This is a genomic window from Actinoplanes sp. NPDC051859, assembly GCF_044452725.1.
Lineage (GTDB): Bacteria > Actinomycetota > Actinomycetes > Mycobacteriales > Micromonosporaceae > Actinoplanes.
Genome location: NZ_JBITBX010000002.1, coordinates 677963 through 692563 on the forward strand (window position 1 = coordinate 677963; position 14601 = coordinate 692563).

The window sequence follows — 14601 nt, forward strand, 5'->3', positions numbered from 1 at the left end:
CTCGTATTGATCATGGGGGTTGGGAAATGTCAATGTGCCATGCCGTCCGGGTGGCTGCCCGGGCATCGGTGGTCGTCGCGGCGGTCGTCGGTCTGTCCGCACCCGCGTACGCGGCCGAGACCGCGCCTTCCGCGCCCGTCGTGGAGGACGTCGACCTCGTTTCCGGCCCGGCCGACGCGAAGACCGAAGCTCGCCCCGGTGTGAATCCGGCGGTGCCGATCGAGATCCGCAACGCCGGCACGAAGGCGGTACCCGGCGTGGTGATGCACCTGACCATGGACCGGCCGTTGCTCAACAACGTGTTCAGCAACTGCTGGTACGACCGGCCGATCGACTATTTGCCCGCGGAAATGATCTGCGAGTTCGATGTGGAGCTGGCTCCCGGCACCACGTACAAGCTGGCCGAGCCGCCGCTGGGCGTGTTTCGTGGTCCAGCGGAGACGAACGCCACTTACGCCTACGAGCATCACTGGTACACCGCCGACCGGATGGAGGAGCTCGGCTGGCTGACGAGGCAGACGTCGATGCCGAGGTACAACCTGCCGCGTAACGGTCGCGTGCTCGCTCTCGAGCCGGCAGCGCCTGTCGTGTCCGGTGAGCACGCCAAGGTGTTCGACTCCAACGACGCGAACAACACGTCGCGCGGAACCGTCGTGATCGGCGCGAGCGCGGTTTCGCCGTCACCGTCAGCCTCGGGGTCCTCGTCACCCTCGGCATCGGCCCCGGCGGCACCCTCGGCCTCGGCGGCACCGGCCCGTACGGCCTCGGCGGCACCCACCGGCGGTGCCGTCGCCGGTAGCGCCGGTTCGGGCGCCGGGACCGGTGGCGCTCTCGCGATCACCGGTGCGAAGACGGCTGTCGTCGCAATGATCGGCGGCGTGCTGGTCGCCGGCGGTCTCGCGGCGTTCTTCGTGGGGCGCCGCCGTAAGGCCTCCTTCACGGCCTGACGGGTCGAGGTGTGGATCGGATCACCCGGGCGTTCTGCCCGGGTGATCCGATACCGCGATGGCACTTCGTCCGGCGCCTGGCAAGGGATCCGAGCCGAGTACGACCGCTGGTCCCAGATGCACCGCTCGGACCAGATGGCGGCCGTCATCGCCTCGTGGTGAACGCGGATTCTCACCCGTCCCGCTGAGAAGTGGGGCGGGAGCGCCGTTTCGGGCGGGTGGCGCGGCGGGGAGGGGCTAACGTGCCCGGCAGGAAGGCCAACCTGATCGGGGGAGCATGCGCCGCATCGCGTTCGGACCGCACGTGTGCGGGCGCCTCGACGAGGGTGCCCTGCGGGAGTGGCTGGTCGTCGACGGCCGCGGCGGGTACGCCATGGGCACCGTCAGCGGGCTGCGGACCCGGCGCTACCACGGGTTGCTGGTGGTGGCGGGGCCGACACCCGCCCGGCGGCACCTCGGGCTCGCCTCCCTCGATCCGGTCGTCACGCTGGCCTCCGGCACCGTCGTCCGGCTCGCCACGCACGAGTGGGACGGCGGGGTCGTCGTGCCGAAGGGGTACGAGTATCTGTCCGGGTTCGAGCTGATCGACGGGGTGCCCCGGTGGTGGTGGCGGATCGGGGACTTGGTGCTCGAACGGGAGATCGCCATGGAACCCGGCCGCAGCAGCGTCGCCGTCGTGCACCGGCTGCTCACCGGCGGCCCGATCAGCCTGCACCTGGAGGCGCTGTGCACGTGGCGGGACATCCACGGCGAGCGGACCGCCGGGAGCCCGGCGCCCATGGTCGAGGAGGTGTCCGGCGGGTGCGTCGTCGAGGGCGCGTACCGGCTGCGGGGGCCGGACTTCCTGGGGGCCGCGCAGTGGTATCGCGGGGTGCGGCACCGGGAGGAGGCGGCGCGCGGGCTCACCCCCACCGAGGACCTCTGGTACGCGGGCAGCTTCCACGCCGAACTACGCCCGGCCGGAGCCACCGCCTCGATCTCGGCGTGGGCGGACGACCTGGACACCGTGCCGCCGCCGGCGGAGGAGGTCGTGGCTGCCGCGCGTACCCGAAATCGGGCTGTCGTGGCAGCGGCCGCACCGGCCGACGATGCCCAGGCGACGCTGGCGCTGGCCGCTGATGCCTTCGTCGTGCAGACCGCCGCCGGGCCGGACGTCGTCGCCGGCTATCCGTGGTTCGGGGCCTGGTCGCGGGACACCATGATCAGCTACGAGGGGTTGTTCCTGGCGACCGGGCGGGCGGCGCTGGGTGGTTCGTTGCTGCGCAGCTACGCCACCACGCTGTCGGAGGGCATGCTCGCGAACACCGCCGACACGGGCAGCGTCGAATACAACACGGCGGACGGCACGCTGTGGTTCCTGCACGCGGTGGGCCGGCACGTGGCGCTGACCGGCGACACCGACCTGGCCGTCGAGCTGCTGCCCGCGCTGCGGTCGGTGGTGGATGCCCACCTGGCCGGCACGCGGTACGGCATCGGCGCCGACCCGGCCGACGGACTGCTCCGGCAAGGCGCCGCCGGGGAGGCACTGACCTGGATGGACGCCCGGGTGGACGGCGTTCCGGTGACGCCGCGCGTGGGTAAGCCGGTCGAAGTCAACGCCCTCTGGGTGAACGGGCTGGCCATGGTGATCAAGTTGGCCTGGCAGGCCCGGGCCGACGCCGGCGCCGCGGTCCGCGCCCACCCGGCGGCGCTCGCCTCGTTCGCGCGGCGGTTCCCGATGGGCAACGGCCTGCTCTACGACGTGGTCGACGGGCCGGCCGGTGACGACGCCACGCTGCGGCCGAACCAGCTGCTGGCGTGGTCGCTGCCGTACGCGCCGCTGCGCCCGGAACCGGCGGCCCTGCAGTTGATCGGCACGGCCCTGATGACCCCGCTCGGCCCGCGCAGCCAGGCCCCCGGGACACCCGGCTACCTCGGCAATCACCGGGGCACACCCGCCGAGCGGGACTCGGCCTACCACACGGGTACGGTGTGGCCGTGGCTGACCGGCCCGTACGTGGCGGCCTGGCACCGGCTCGGCGTGTCGGCGGAGCAGACTCTGTCCGACGCCGACGGCCACCTCGGCGAGTACGGACTCGGCTCAGTCTCCGAAACCGCGGACGGCGATGCTCCCCACGGCGCGACCGGCTGCCCCTTCCAGGCCTGGTCGGTCGCGGAGTCGCTGCGCGCCCGCCAGCTGCCCGGCCCGTAGGGTTGCCGGCGTGCCTGCCTCGGACTATGTGCTGAACCTGCGTGCCCACGTCGGCCACGACCTGCTCATGTTCCCCACGGTGAGCGCCGTCGTGCTCAACGATCGGGGAGAGGTGCTGCTCGGGCAGCGCGCCGACACCGGCCGGTGGTCGCTGATCGCCGGGATGATGGATCCGGGCGAGCAGCCCGCCGAGGCGATCGTCCGCGAGGTCCGGGAGGAAACCGCCGTTCAGGTACGGGTGGAGCGCCTCGCCGGCGTCGCGTTGCACGAGGTCATCTATCCGAACGGCGACCACTGCCACATGGTCAACACGTGGTTCCGGTGCCGGGCGGTCGACGGGGAGGCCCGGGTCAACGACGCGGAGTCCCTGGCGGTGGGTTGGTTTGCCCTGGCCGGGCTGCCGGAGCTGAGCCCGTTCGCGCACCGCCGCATTCGGACCGCGTTGGACGACGGTGCCCCGGCCTGGTTCGCCCAGCCCGGCGAGTCACCGCACGACTGACGACCAGGGCTGAGGCCCGGCAAGCCACCGCTCGAGCAGTCGGGGCAGGAGGCCGTCGGCAGATTTCTTGCGGTGCCGATGCAACCTGTCAGGGTCGTCGCCTCGTGATGAGGGGGAGATCGACAGGATGGGGCCCAGCATGAGCGAGCGCGACATCGCGTTTGCCGAGTATTTCGCGACACGGTCGTCGGCTATGCGGACGACGGCGTTTCTGATGTGCGGCGACTGGCACCGCGCCGAGGACCTGGTGCAGACGGCTTTCACCAAGCTCTATCTGCGGTGGAACCGGGTGCAGAAGCATGAGGCGCTCGACCCGTACGTCCGCAGAGTCCTCGTCACGACGTTCATCGACGACAGCCGCGGGGGCTGGTGGCGGCGGGAGCGGCCGCAAGAGCAGCGGATCGAGCTGCCGGCCGCACCTGAGCCGTCCGAGGACCGGGTGACATTGTTGCGGGCCCTCGCCCAGGTGCCACCGCGGCAACGGGCTGTGCTGGTGCTGCGCTACTGGCAGGACCTTTCGGTGGAGGACACCGCGGCGGCACTCGGCTGCTCACCAGGAACCGTCAAGAGTCAGGCGGCGCGCGGTCTCGACACCCTGCGCGCTCTCGTTGCTCCCCCCGTCGCTGCCGGCTGAGAGGAATCAAAGATCATGGACGAGAATGAGCTGCGTGCCGCGCTGCGGACCACCATCACCCAGCACCCGGAGCCCCCGCCGATGCAGTCGCGGACAGCGATCGACGCCGGCCGCCGCGCCGCCCGGCGTCGCAACCTGCTGGCCGGCGGCGGCACCGCCGCCGCTGTCCTGGCTGTCACCCTCGCCGTCATCTCGGGCCAAAGCTCCTTCGACCAGGGGGGTACGGGGATCCAGGCGGCCGGCAATCCGGCGGCGTCCGTCGCACCGGATCCCTTCTCCATGCCGTCGCCGGGACCGAGTCTCGAATTGCCGACCCGCCCCCGGGACGAGGACAAGGCCGACAAGCTGCTCGATGAGTTGGTGAAGGTGGCGCCGGCCGGCTACACAGTGCTGGACGGCACCGTGGGCAACAACGTCAAACTGCGCAGCCAGTCGGGCCACTCCGATCGCCGGGCCTGGGCTTACATCACGGACATTCCGCTGCGTAAGGGGAATGGCACCGGCCAACTACGGCTGGATGTGCACGAGCCTGGCAACTCCGCGCCGGAAGACGTGTGCGAGGCGACGGAGCGGTTGTACCCGCTGTTTTTCTCGGATCGCCCGTGCACCAAGCAGACTGTGGGCGGTGCCGAGGTCGGTGTGATCACCGATACCGCTGGCATGATGGCGGTGTACCGGCACACTGACGGCACCGTCGTCGTCGTCATGCAGTTCAAGGATAATCCCGTCAACAACCTGGCCGGTTTCAAGCCGCTCGCGGAGCTGCCGTTGAGCAAGGCCGGCCTGGCCGCACTGGCTACCGACAGTCGTTTCCGCTGACGCGTCGGCCGGGGCAGCAGTGGTCAGAGCCACCCCGGTCGGATCAGCCCGGCCTCGTACGCGAACACCACCAGCTGAGCCCGGTCGCGCGCACCCAGCTTGACCATCGTCCGGCTCACGTGGGTTTTCGCTGTTGCCGGGCTGATCATCAGGCGGGCGCCGATCTCGTCGTTGGACAGGCCCTCGCCGACCAGCGCGAGCACTTCGCGTTCCCGTTCGGTGAGCTGGTCGAGCTGCCGTTCGGCTTCCGGTGGTGGCGTGCCGGCCGCGCCGCGCCCGGTGGTGAACTCGCCGATGACGCGCCGGGTGACGCTGGGGGAGAGGAGGGCGTCGCCGGCGGCGACCGCTCGGATGCCGCGGAGGAGGTCGACCGGTTCGGTGTCTTTGACGAGGAAGCCGGACGCGCCGGTGCGCAGGGCCTCGAAGACGTACTCGTCGAGTTCGAAGGTGGTGAGGATGACCACCCGGGTGCTGGACAGGGTGGGGTCGGCGGCGATCCGGCGGGTGGCTTCGAGGCCGTCGACGCCGGGCATGCGGATGTCCATGAGGACCACGTCGGGGTGGGTCTCGGCAGCGAGCTGGACCGCGGAGAGGCCGTCGCTGGCTTCGCCGACGACTTCGATGCCGGGTTCGGCGTCGAGCAGGGCCCGGAAGCCGGCCCGGACCAGGGCCTGGTCGTCGGCGAGCAGCACCGTGATCACGTGTCTCCCTCGGTGGTGGTGGGCAGGGCCGCCGTCACCAGGTAGCCGCCGGGCGGGACCGGGCCGGCTTCGAGTGTGCCGCCCAGGCTGGCTGCCCGGGCGCGCATCCCGGCGATCCCCGAGCCGGTGTCGTCCGGTTCGCTCGCGGCGGCGCCGTCGTTGCGGATCCGCAGGTGCAGCGCGGTGGGGGCGAACTCGATGGTGATCTCGGCGGATCCGGAGGTGGCGTGCCGGCGGACGTTGGTGAGGGCTTCCTGGACGATGCGGTAGGCGGCCCGGTCGACCTCGGGCGGCAGCGGCCGGGGGACGCCGGTCGTGCGGGTGGTGACGGGGAGCCCGGCGTCGGCGGTGAGGTCGTCGAGCCGGTCTAGGCCGAGCGCCGGCTGCCGGGGCGCGGCCTCTTCCTCGGGTCGCAGCGCACCGAGCACGGCCCGGACCTCGCGGAGGGCTTCGGAGCTGGCGGTTTTGATCGCGCTGAGGGCCGCACGGGCCTGTTCGGGGCGTTCGTCCATGAGGTGCAGCCCCACCCCGGCCTGCACGTTGATGAGTGACAAGTGGTGGCCGAGCACGTCGTGCAGTTCGCGGGCGATCCGGAGTCGCTCGTCGGCGGCTTGACGGCGGGCCTGCTCCTTGCGGGCGGCTTCGCGTTCGGCGTGGACCTTGGCCTGTTCGGCGCGGTAGGCGGCCCGGGATCGGGCGGATCCGCCGAGGAACATGACGAGGCCGAGGGCGATGCCGACCAGGATGGCGATGCGCGGGCCGGGCCGGACGGACTCGCTCACTCCGAGCGGTTCCGCGAAGAAGACAGTCACTGCCAGGTATGCGGCGTAGAGAGCGGCGGCGACCGTCGCGGCCGCCCGGTCCCGGCCCGCCTTGACGGCGCCGAACAGGGCGATGACCGGGGCGACGGCGTAGGTCCAGGTTGGTGGCAGGAGCGTGGCGAGCCCGATGCTGGCGGCGCCCGCCACGGCCAGGACGGCGGCGGGGGCCTTCCGGCGGTGGATCAGGGCCAGCGGGCCGACCAGCAGCAGTGCGCCCGCGATGAGGTCGGCCGGGCGGTCGAGTGCGGCTACCTCGGCCCGGTTGCCGAAGACGTGGAAGCACAGCGCCCCGATGACCGCACCTGGGCCGCCGCCGTCCCAACCCGCCCGGGGTGACCTGGTGCCGTGCGCCGACCGGGCCCAGGGGGCGCGGTGGGGCCGGGACCAGGCGGCCGGGGGTGGCCGGTCCGGGCGGTGGAATCGCACGTCGCCGACGCTACGGCACCCCGGGCCGGTCCGGCGTCGGCGTGCGGGTGGGCGGGTCGCTGCTCCGCCGGGAGTATGCGGTGCCGGGCTGGTACTCCCGGGGGAGTAGGCCGGTGCGGTGGGGTGCGCCGCGGGCTGCGTACGCGATGCGCCGTGGAGACGACGCGGCCCGGCGCGGAAAGAGCCACGCTGGAGGCAGCATTCAAGCGTCCCAGGAGGTCAACGTGCATCCCAGTGACATTCCCGGCCCGCAGCGGCTCCGGACCTCGGACGCCGAGCGTGAGCAGGTCGCCGAGATCCTGCGCGCCGCGATGGCCGAGGGCCGGCTCAGCCTGGACGAGGGCGAGCAGCGACTCGGTGCCGGCTACGCCGCCACCTACCGCGACGAGCTTGCCCCGCTGACCGCCGACCTGCCCGAGGGCGGCCGGCAGGCGCTGGCCGCTACCCCACAGGCTCGCAAGTCGACACGCCGGGCGCTGCGGCAGCACGCCGGTTTCGTGGCGTTGCTGGCGGTGCTGCTGACCGGCCTGTGGGCACTGTCCGATGCGGAGTTCTTTTGGCCGGTGTTCCCGCTCGCGTTCCTGGTCATGGGCCTGATCCGGCACATTCAGCACGGCCCGGGCTATCGGGGTCGCCGCCATGCGCCGTGGCACGCGGTCAGCCATCGGTGATCTTGACCACTCCATAGTAGACGTGGCGGTCGTTGCCTGCCCCACCCCTCGATGCGAGAGTGAGCGCCCACATCGGGAGGGGCAGAACATTGATGGGTCCGTCGCACGCGCTCTCCGGCGCGTCGGTCTGGCTGGCCGGGAGCTGGGCTCTCGACCACTTCGCCGGGTACGGCCAAAGCCCACTCGCCGTGGCCGTCGGCGCCACGGTGTGTGCCGGCGGCGCCCTGCTGCCCGACCTTGACCTGTCCGGCAAGGTCACCCGCAACCAGGGCGGCGCGACCGTGGCCCGTACGTTCGGCGTGTTCTCGCTGTTCGTCGCCGAGGTCGTGGAGAAGGTGTCGTTGGGCGTCTACACGGCGACGAAGCTCAGCAAGGACCCGCGCCGGTCCAACGGGCACCGCACGTTCACCCACACGCTGCCGTTCGCTGGGCTGGTCGGCTGGGGCACGACCACGCTCTGCGCCTCGTACGGAAAATGGGCGGTTGTCGCGATCGTTTTCCTGATGGCCGGCCTGGCGCTGCGTGGGCTGTTCGACGAGTGGGCCGAGCGGGCGGGCTGGCTGATCGTGACATTGAGCGCCGGGGTGATCGCCTGGTTCACCGCGGCGCACCTGCCGGGCGACCGCGGCTATCCGATGCTGGGGGTGGCGGTCGGAGTGGGCTGTGTGGTCCACCTCTTCGGCGACATGATCACCAAGAACGGCATCCCGATCCTGTGGCCGATACCCATCGGGCGCCGGATGTGGCGGATGGTGGGCATCCCGAACGGCATGGCGGTCAAGGTGGGCGGCAAAGTCGAGACGGTGGTGCTGCGCTCGATCTTCACCGTGGTGGCGGTGCTCGCGGTGCTGGGCATGTTCGCCCCGCATGTGCTGTCTCGGCTGGATGTGGAGAAATGGGCGGGTGGCTGACCGCTAATCCCCCGAGTCGATCAATGTGGTGATGTCGTCCGTTAGGGTGGGCGAGGTGGGGGTGAGCGACGGCGTGGCGGAGCGCGAGCGCCTGGCGCAGGCGGACTCCGGCGAGCAGCCGTGGCGAGCCTGGGGTCCCTACCTGGCCGAACGCGCCTGGGGCACGGTCCGCGAGGACTACAGCGAGCACGGCACCGCCTGGGACTACTTCCCGCACGACCATGCGCGTTCCCGGGCCTACCGGTGGAACGACGACGGCATGGCCGGGTTCTGCGACGACCGGCAGACCTTCAACTTCGCCCTCGCCCTGTGGAACGGCAAAGACCCGATCATCAAGGAGCGGATGTTCGGGCTCGGCGGCGACGGCGGCAACCACGGCGAGGACGTCAAGGAGTACTGGTGGTATCAGGACTCCACGCCCACCCACTCGTGGATGACCTGGCGCTACCACTATCCGCAGACCGCATTCCCCTACAACGAGCTGGTCACCGTCAACGGCCGGCGGTCCCGGGACGAGCCGGAATACGAGCTGGTCGACACCGGGGTCTTCGACGATGACCGGTTCTGGGCGGTCACCGTCGACTACGCCAAGGCGTCGCCGCGCGACATGTGCATCGTGATCACGATCGCCAACCGCGGCCCGGACGAGGCCAGCCTGCACGTCCTGCCCACGCTGTGGTTCCGCAACACCTGGTCCTGGGGGCAGGCCAACCGCCGCATCCCGGTGCTGACCGGCCGCCCCGGTCGCCTGGCCGGGCGGCACCGCAGCCTCGGCAACCTGGTATTGCGAGGCGAGGGCACCCCACCCGCACTGGTCTGCGACAACGAGACCAACTCGCAGCGGCTGTGGGGGCTGCCCGGCACCAGCATGTTCCCCAAGGACGGCATCAACGACTTCCTGATCAGCGGTGCTCCCACGGTCAATCCGACCGGCACCGGCACCAAGGGGTCGCTGCATTACGAGATCACCCTCGGGCCGGGGGAGAGCCGGGAGATCCGGCTGCGGCTCACCGAGTCGGACGAGCCGGTCGAGCCCGACCTCGGGGACACCTTCACCGAGGTGGTCGCTGCCCGCCGCGCGGAGGCGGACGACTTCTTCGCCGACCTCGTGCCCGCGGCGGCGTCCGCCGAGGAGGCTGCGGTCGCCCGGCAGGGCATCGCCGGGCTGATGTGGGGCAAGCAGTTCTACCACTTCGACGTCAAACAGTGGCTGCAAGGCGACCCGGGCTCGTCGCCGCCGCCACCGGGCCGGCGCTACGGGCGCAACAACGCCTGGTGGCACATGAACAGCTTCGACATCATCTCGATGCCGGACCCCTGGGAATACCCCTGGTACGCCGCCTGGGACCTGGCCTTCCACTGCGTCACCATCGCCCGCGTCGACCCCGGCTTCGCGAAGGCCCAGCTCCTGCTGCTGCTCCGCGAGTGGTACATGCACCCCAACGGCCAGATCCCCGCGTACGAGTGGGCGTTCGGTGACGTGAACCCGCCGGTGCACGCGTGGGCGGCGCTGCGGGTGTTCGAGATCGACGGCGGGCGTGACCACGACTTCCTCGCCCGGGTCATGCACAAGCTGCTGCTGAATTTCACCTGGTGGGTCAACCGCAAGGACGTCGGCGGGAAAAATGTCTTCGAGGGCGGTTTTCTCGGCCTGGACAACGTCGGCCCGTTCGACCGCTCGGCCGCCCTGCCGGTCGCCGGTGTGCTCGAGCAGTCCGACGGCACCGGCTGGATGGCGATGTACGCCCTCAACCTGCTCGACATCTCCATCCGCCTCGCCCTGCACGACCGCACGTACGAGGACATGGCGACGAAGTTCTTCGAGCACTTCGCGTACATCGCCGAGGCGGCGTACATGCAGGGGCTGTGGGACGACGAGGACTGCTTCTTCTACGACGTGCTGCGCATGCCGGACGGGCACAAGATGCCGCTGAAGGCCCGCTCGATCGTCGGCCTGCTGCCACTCGCCGCCACCACCCGGCTCAGCGCGGGCACCCTCAACCGGCTGCCCGACCTGAGCGCCCGGATCCGCTGGCTGTTGTCCAACGCCCCGGACTACGCCGACGTGATCAGTGCCCGGCGGCTGTCGGCGGACGGCCGCCAGCAGCGCCTGCTGTCGATGGTGGGGCAAGACCAGCTGCTGCGGATTCTCGCGCGGATGCTCGACCCGGAGGAATTCCTGTCACCGTACGGGCTGCGGACCCTGTCCCGCGCCCACCTGGAGAAGCCGTTCACGGTGTCGCTGGGCGGCTCCGACTTCACCGTCGGCTACGAGCCGGCGGAGAGCACCAGCGGCCTGTTCGGCGGCAACTCCAATTGGCGCGGCCCGATCTGGATGCCGGTCAACTACCTGCTGGTGGAGGCCCTGCGCGAGTACGCCGCCTTCTTCGGCGACGACCTGCAGGTGGAATACCCGACCGGGTCGCAGGTCAAGATGCCGCTCAGCCAGGTCGCCGACGACATCTCCCGCCGCCTGGTGTCGCTGTTCGTGCCCGACTCCTGGGGCCGCCGCCCCATGTACGGCGCCAGTGACCTCTTCCAGAACCACCCGGACTGGAAAGACCTGATCGTCTTCCCCGAGTACTTCCACGGCGACAACGGCGCGGGGCTCGGCGCGTGGCATCAGACCGGCTGGACCGCGCTGGTCGTCGACCTGATCCTCACCCTGCATAGGCCCACCGCCTAGTACCTCTGAGTACGGCAGCTCAGGAGATAGCAGGGCGCGCCCGCGAAGATCGCATCTGTGACCGCTTATCCGTGCCCGTTCTGCCGTACCGAAGCCTCGTTGGCCGCCGGCTGCCCCGGCTGTGGCCGCGGCCCGGACCCCGACGCCGCCGAGGTCGTCCGCCTGGACGTCGAGATCCCGGTGCTGGCCAGCCGGCTGACCGCCGCACGGGAGGCCGTGTCGGTCGCCGACCTCGCGCTGCGCCGGGCCTGGAACTCCCGGGAGACCGCCGCCGCGCGGGTGCGGGAGTCGGTCCGGACCGCCGCGAAGACCGCGCCGCGCCCGGCCGCGGCGCCCGCGATGACCGCGCCGGTGACCACCGCCACCGCGGAGGCCACCAGCCGCCTGGTCACCGAGGCGTCCACCAAGCTGGTGCAGAACACGCTGTTCTCGCTCGGCGGCCTGCTGCTGGCCGTCGCCGCGATCGTGTTCACCGCGGTCGCCTGGTCGCAGTTCGGCATGAAGGGCCGCGCGAGTCTGCTCGCCGTCGTCACCGTCGTGGCGCTGACCGCGCCGCTGGTCGCGCTGCGCCGCAAGCTGACCGCCACCGCGGAGACCTTCGCGGCGGTGGGCCTGCTGCTGGTCCTCCTCGACGGGTACGCCGCCTGGTACGTCAACCTGTTCGGCGTCGCGGACTACTCGGCGCTCGGCTATGCGGGCGCGGTCTGCGCGGTGACCGCCGCGATCGCCGCCGGATACGAGCACGTCACCGGCCTCACCGGTCCCCGGTTCGCCGCCCTGCTGGTTGCCCAGCCGGTGCTGCCGCTGCTGGTCGCGCCGTTCCACCCGGACCCCGCCGGCTGGGCCTTCACCTTCAGCGCCGTCGCCCTCGTCGACCTGGCCGTGGTGCACTTGCGCCCGGGTCGGCTCACCGTCGTCGGCATCACCGCGTACGCCCTGGGTGCGGTGGCCGCCGCCCTGGGCGGGCTCATTGCGCTGACCGCGCTCGTCGTCGCGGACACCACCGGCGAGGCCGCGCTGGCAGCCCCCGCACTGGTGACCGCGGCGCTGGTGGTGCTGGCGGGAGCGTGGGGGTCGCCGTGGCAGGCGCCCCGGGTCGTGGCCGGCGCCCTGGTCGCCGTGGCAACCGTCGTTGCCGGCGCGCAGTTCGCGGCGGTCGCCGGCGGCGCCCGGACAGCACCGGTGTGGGCTGCGCTCATCATGACGGTCACCGCCGTCGTCGTCCGGCTGCTGCCCGCCACCGTACGGCTGGGGCCGCGTATCGGCGTCTACGTGCTGCTCACCCCGGTCGCCCTCGCTGTCCTGCTGGCGACCGTGAGCGCTGCGTTCACCCGCGACGCCGACTGGCGCCTGCCGGTGGTGATTGCGGTGCTGACCGTGGGAGCCGCGGCCCTGCTGCCGCTGCTGCCGGTCACGCTGACCGGTGCGGCGCTCCTCGCCCTGGCGGCGCCCGCCGGGTTCGGGCTGCCGTGGTGGTCCGCCGTACCGCTGGACCTGCTGGTGGCGGTGGCCGCGCTGATCATCGCGGCCCGCAGCGACCGCTGGACTGTCGGGTTTACCGCCCTGCTGACGGGGCACGCGGTGATCGTCTCGTGGGACCGGCCGGGCGTGGCAGCGCTGACGCTCGCCGCCGTGGCCGGGATCGCGATGGCGACGGTATGGCGAGGGCCGCAGGACATCGGGGGTGTGGCCCTCGCCGTGGCCGTACCGGCGGTCCCGCCCGCGCTGTGGCAGGCCGTCACGGAGCTCGGTGGGTCGCCGGCGGTGCAGAGCCGGGTTGCCCTCGCGGCCACCGCGGCACTGGTGGCTGCCGTCCTGCTGATCGCCCGGCACCGCGTCTGGTCGGCAGCGGCGCTGTTGATCGTCCTGGCGACGACGCCGGTCTGGGCGCTGGCCTCGGGCGACTCGCCGGCTGCCTACGCCGCGCTCGCCCTGATCGGTGCCGCAGCCACCCTCCGGGTGCTCGACGGCGCACGACAGTGGATGACCGCCGCCGCGGGCGCGATCCTCAGCTTCGCCTACCTCGCGGGCGTCACACACAGCCTGGTGACACTCTTCCTCGGGCCGGTGCTGCACATCGGCACACGCTGGAGCGGCCCGGTGGCCTGGGCGGACATGGCGGCCACGGCTCTCGTCGCGACTGCGGTGGCGCTCGCGGCGCTCCTGCTTCGCGGACCGCGCGCAGCCCTGTGGCTGGCGGCCCCGGTTGCCTCGGTGGCGGTGGTGCTGGCCGTGGCGGCCCTGCGGGTGCCGTGGCCCGGTGTGCCCGCTGCCGCACTGCTGACCGCTCTCGTCGGACTCGTTGTCGCCGCACTGCACGGCACCGTCCGGCGATCTGCGGGTCTCGTCCCCGTCGCCGCTGGCCTGCTAGCGGCGGCCCTTGCCGGCGCGCTAGCCACCCATGCAGCGACGCTGGCCGCCTTCGGCGCCACCCTGGTAGCCGGTGCGGTCGTCGGCAGCGGTGGCCGGGCGGCCGGGCCGCGGATCGCTGGCTGGCTGGGTGCCGCCGGGTCGGCGTTGGTCCTGGCGTACACCGCCGGGAACGCCGCAAGCCTGCCTGTCGAGCGGACCGGGTTCATCGTGCTCGCCACCGCGGCCGCCGTCCTGGCCGCGGGTGTGTTCCTGGTGCGGCGCCCGGACGAGAGCCGCCTGGTCCAGGCCGCGGCCCATGCCGGAGCCGTGGTGGCCCTGCTGCTCACCAGCGACGCCATCCGGTACGCGGCGGCGGTCTGCACCCTGTGGGGTCTGGTGCTGGGGCTGCGTGCGCTGGTTCGGGGCGCGGGCGGGCGGCGGGCGCACGTGGTCGCCGCTGCCGGGGCCGAGCTGGGCGCCTGGTGGCTGCTGCTCGCCTCGGCGGAGGTTGCGGTCGTGGAGGCGTACACCATTCCGCTTGCCGTGGTGGCGTTGCTGGCCGGCTGGCTGACCCGCCGCAGGACCCCGGTGTCGAGCTGGCTCGCCTACGGCCCGGCGCTGGCCGCCGCGCTGCTGCCGACGCTGGCGACGGTGCTGACGGGGGAAGGGGAGCCGCTGCGTCGCCTGCTGCTGGGCGTGGCCGCGCTGGCGGTGGTGGTGGCTGGTGCTCAGTTCCGGCTCCAGGCGCCCGTCGTCACCGGCGGGGCGGTCCTGGTGCTGGTGGCCCTGCACGAGGCGGCGCGGGTGTGGGACCTGGTGCCGCGCTGGATTCCCCTGGCCGCCGCAGGGCTGCTGCTGGTGGGTCTGGCGATGACCCTGGAGCGACGCCGCCGGGACCTGGCCCGCTTCCGGGCCGCCCTGACCCGGATGGGCTGAAAACCGA

The 14601-nt window shown here is 72.0% G+C and carries 11 protein-coding genes; 9 read left to right on the top strand and 2 right to left on the bottom strand.

Annotated elements, in window-relative coordinates:
- Positions 1–26: 26 nt before the first annotated feature.
- The 5 genes from ACIA1L_RS07120 to ACIA1L_RS07140 all read left to right on the top strand — a co-directional run bounded on the left by ACIA1L_RS07120 (position 27) and on the right by ACIA1L_RS07140 (position 5090).
- Positions 27–947 (top strand): LPXTG cell wall anchor domain-containing protein, encoded by a 921-nt coding sequence (locus ACIA1L_RS07120; protein ID WP_396071589.1) that lies wholly within the window; start codon positions 27–29, stop codon positions 945–947.
- A 277-nt stretch (positions 948–1224) separates the two neighbouring features.
- Positions 1225–3138: an amylo-alpha-1,6-glucosidase gene (locus ACIA1L_RS07125; protein ID WP_396071590.1), complete on the top strand. Its 1914-nt coding sequence runs from the start codon at positions 1225–1227 to the stop codon at positions 3136–3138.
- A gap of 10 nt (positions 3139–3148) precedes the next feature.
- Entirely contained in the window at positions 3149–3637 is a 489-nt protein-coding gene (locus ACIA1L_RS07130; RefSeq protein ID WP_396071591.1) for an NUDIX hydrolase, read from the top strand.
- Positions 3638–3776: 139 nt separating this feature from the next.
- The gene (locus ACIA1L_RS07135; RefSeq protein WP_396071592.1) at positions 3777–4271 is read left to right on the top strand and encodes a SigE family RNA polymerase sigma factor; all 495 of its coding nucleotides are present in this window, start codon (positions 3777–3779) and stop codon (positions 4269–4271) included.
- 15 nt (positions 4272–4286) lie between these two features.
- The gene (locus ACIA1L_RS07140; protein WP_396071593.1) at positions 4287–5090 is read left to right on the top strand and encodes a hypothetical protein; all 804 of its coding nucleotides are present in this window, start codon (positions 4287–4289) and stop codon (positions 5088–5090) included.
- Positions 5091–5113: 23 nt separating this feature from the next.
- Here the strand turns inward: ACIA1L_RS07140 and ACIA1L_RS07145 are convergent, their stop codons facing one another.
- Entirely contained in the window at positions 5114–5791 is a 678-nt protein-coding gene (locus ACIA1L_RS07145) for a response regulator (protein WP_396071594.1), read from the bottom strand.
- Entirely contained in the window at positions 5788–7038 is a 1251-nt protein-coding gene (locus tag ACIA1L_RS07150) for a sensor histidine kinase (RefSeq protein WP_396071595.1), read from the bottom strand. The genes ACIA1L_RS07145 and ACIA1L_RS07150 overlap by 4 nt, the downstream gene beginning before the upstream one ends.
- A 224-nt stretch (positions 7039–7262) precedes the next feature.
- On the opposite strand from ACIA1L_RS07150, the gene ACIA1L_RS07155 reads away from it, so the two are divergent.
- The 4 genes from ACIA1L_RS07155 (at position 7263) to ACIA1L_RS07170 (ending at position 14594) form a co-directional block, all read left to right on the top strand.
- Positions 7263–7709 carry a DUF1707 domain-containing protein gene (locus tag ACIA1L_RS07155; protein ID WP_396071596.1) on the top strand — a complete coding sequence of 149 codons (447 nt, stop codon included), beginning with the start codon at positions 7263–7265 and terminating at the stop codon, positions 7707–7709.
- Positions 7710–7798: 89 nt separating this feature from the next.
- Complete coding sequence (locus tag ACIA1L_RS07160) at positions 7799–8620, top strand: metal-dependent hydrolase (RefSeq protein WP_396071597.1); 822 nt, start codon at positions 7799–7801, stop codon at positions 8618–8620.
- A gap of 31 nt (positions 8621–8651) precedes the next feature.
- Positions 8652–11306, top strand: coding sequence for an MGH1-like glycoside hydrolase domain-containing protein (locus ACIA1L_RS07165; protein WP_396071598.1), 2655 nt, complete (start codon positions 8652–8654; stop codon positions 11304–11306).
- 57 nt (positions 11307–11363) lie between these two features.
- Positions 11364–14594, top strand: a complete 3231-nt coding sequence (locus ACIA1L_RS07170; protein ID WP_396071599.1) for an SCO7613 C-terminal domain-containing membrane protein — start codon at positions 11364–11366, stop codon at positions 14592–14594.
- The last annotated feature ends 7 nt before the right edge of the window (positions 14595–14601 follow it).

Bases quoted from the DNA above. Each gene is read 5' to 3' on its own strand.
- ACIA1L_RS07125 (WP_396071590.1), top strand. From the start codon at position 1,225: ATGCGCCGCATCGCGTTCGGACCGCACGTGTGCGGGCGCCTCGACGAG.
- ACIA1L_RS07120 (WP_396071589.1), top strand. From the start codon at position 27: ATGTCAATGTGCCATGCCGTCCGGGTGGCTGCCCGGGCATCGGTGGTC.
- ACIA1L_RS07140 (WP_396071593.1), top strand. From the start codon at position 4,287: ATGGACGAGAATGAGCTGCGTGCCGCGCTGCGGACCACCATCACCCAG.
- ACIA1L_RS07165 (WP_396071598.1), top strand. From the start codon at position 8,652: ATGTCGTCCGTTAGGGTGGGCGAGGTGGGGGTGAGCGACGGCGTGGCG.
- ACIA1L_RS07135 (WP_396071592.1), top strand. From the start codon at position 3,777: ATGAGCGAGCGCGACATCGCGTTTGCCGAGTATTTCGCGACACGGTCG.